Genomic DNA, 2,234 nt, shown 5'->3' with positions numbered 1-2,234 from the left:
AGATCGAGGCGGTTCTGGGCTACAAATACGAGGACGAGGCGCTGCATATCGACAACATCGCGCTGATTTAGGTCAAATTTGGCGGTTTGCTGGCGGCTCAATTTAGCCTCGAGCGTGTCAAATTTGCGCTAAATTTAGAGCAAATTTTGCTGCATGGCGGGTGAAATTTAAGTGGACGCGGCGGCTAGCCCAGTTAAATTTAGGCCTCGCGCCCTCATAAAACGGACGCGGCGTAAAAGCGCGGGGCCTAGTTTTACACTAAATTTAGCCGAGGCGCTAATAAAAAAGGAGCTTATATGGGTCAAATTTTAAACGAAACTTTGGATGAAATTTACGCCGTTTTGGGAGGCGAAATCGAAAATTTAAGCGTGCAGCGCGTAGTCGTCGGGCTATTTTTTACCGGCGTGAAGCTAAGCAACGGCGTTTGCGGCGTGAGCTACACCCCGCTAAAAGCCATCCCGCAGGCCGTTTGTTGCCCCTCTCAGGCCGCTTCTATGCCAAATGCGGGCAATATCTGCGGCAAAAACGTCAGAACTCTTTTGCGGGATTTAAATAGCGACGGCGCGATCAAAAAAACCATCGCGGTAGCGGCTTTAAACGCGCTTTCGCAGACTTGTTTCGAGCAAAACCCCGGCGCGCATGCGGTTAAATTTGACGCAGATCCGTTTCATGAGCTTGACGTCTGCGAGGGTTCGCTTAGCGTCATCGTGGGCGCGCTCGTGCCTTATATCAAATTTATGATAAAAAACGGCAGGGATTTTCGCATTTTAGAGCTTGATAAAAGCGTGCTAAAACCGCAGGAGGCGGAGTATTTCGTTCCGCAAGAAAGAGCGGCTGAGGCGATTAGGGCGGCCGATAATCTCATAATCACCGGCGTTACGCTGCTAAACGATACGCTAGAAGAGATCCTGGCTCTAAAAAAAGAGGGCGCCAAGGCCGTAGTCGTGGGGCCGACCGTCTCGATGTCGCCCGCGCCGCTGTTTGCTAGGGGCGTTAGCTACGCAGGAGGCGTATATACGCAGCGCGCGGACGAGCTTTTAGACGTTATCGCGCAGGCCGGCTCGGGTTATCATTTTTTAGGCAAATACGCCCGTAAATTTACGATGAGCGCGGACGGATTTGCGGCTAAATTTAAGAATTTTAGCCGCGCGGAGGGCGAAAAAATCGCATGGATTAAAAAGGCGTGATTTGCCGAGTTTTGCGCTTTGCTCGCAAAGAGCGCGTAAATTTATAGCCTACGGCTAAAAACGCTACAAGCTAAATCGGAAAGGAAAAAGTATGAGTGCGGATAAAGACTATTGCAAGCCAGTTCAGAAAGGAAAAAGTATGTATTTTGCGCTTTCGTGGAAAAAATTTGATTTCGTCGTTACTCCAAGCGAGTTTCGCGGCGTTTTTAGTAGGGAGGATTTCGTATTTTTAGCCGACCGCATACGCGAAAAAACGCAGAGTAAGATTACGCCCAAAGAGCAAGTTTTTAGCGATTACGAAAGGTATTTCGAGCGAATTATCTTGCGCGAGGACGGGCGGACGAAAGAGCTTTGGGATGATGAGGTGCGACTACATCTCATAGACGGCGAGGATAAGCTTTACTTTGACGACTCGCTTGAGGTTAAGATACTTTATAGCACCAAGCCGTGCGCTACGCTAGCTCCTTTTAATTTGCTTTATAACGATGAGAAAAAGCGGCTTAGCACGGCGTATTTTGAGCCGGACGGCGTCTTTGGCCTGCGACTAGCCTATCCTAAAACAGTCAGCCTAAGAGACGAAAACGGCGAGCTAGGCGGTAACTACGAAACGGACGACTACGAGATGTCGCGCGTATATACGCAGCTAGTCGCGAGTATAAAAAAGCTTGCTAAAAAGGCGAAAATACAAAACGGTAGCGGCGGCGTAAAGGCGGACTTTTGGATATCAAAAGCAGCCGCCTGCCTAGCGGGGCGGAATTTTTATCTAAAAAGCAACGGATTAAAATTTGTCTAAGCCTCGCGGACAAACTTCGCCGACCGTAAAATTCGGCGGGTTTTAAGACGGTATTTTTAAGTCCGTTTTAAAATACGCGTAAATTTAAAGGAAAAAGATGGATAAAACCGAATACGAGTTTGTTCAAGCTACTACCGACGAGCCTCGCAAAAGTCTGTTTTCTCGGGCGGTTTTAGCGTGCGCTACGCCATTTTCGCTGGGCGTTATAGTTTTTGCCGCGCTTGGAGTTTGGGCGCTAAATTTAAGCCCGGAAG

At 48.7% G+C, this 2,234-nt stretch carries 2 protein-coding genes; both read left to right on the top strand.

Features of this window, described 5'->3' with window-relative positions; genetic code table 11:
* Positions 1–296 precede the first annotated feature (296 nt).
* On the top strand, positions 297–1,187 hold the full coding sequence (locus tag Q0314_RS06975) for a DUF364 domain-containing protein (RefSeq protein WP_298057775.1): 891 nt from the start codon (positions 297–299) through the stop codon (positions 1,185–1,187).
* A gap of 139 nt (positions 1,188–1,326) precedes the next feature.
* A complete protein-coding gene (locus tag Q0314_RS06970) occupies positions 1,327–1,980 on the top strand; it encodes a hypothetical protein (protein WP_298057773.1) in 654 nt (217 codons plus the stop codon).
* Positions 1,981–2,234 lie beyond the last annotated feature (254 nt).

This window comes from uncultured Campylobacter sp., assembly GCF_938040115.1.
In the GTDB taxonomy this organism is placed as follows: domain Bacteria; phylum Campylobacterota; class Campylobacteria; order Campylobacterales; family Campylobacteraceae; genus Campylobacter_A.
The sequence above is the reverse complement of the archived record's forward strand: the minus strand, read 5'-3'. Positions and strand labels throughout refer to the sequence as shown.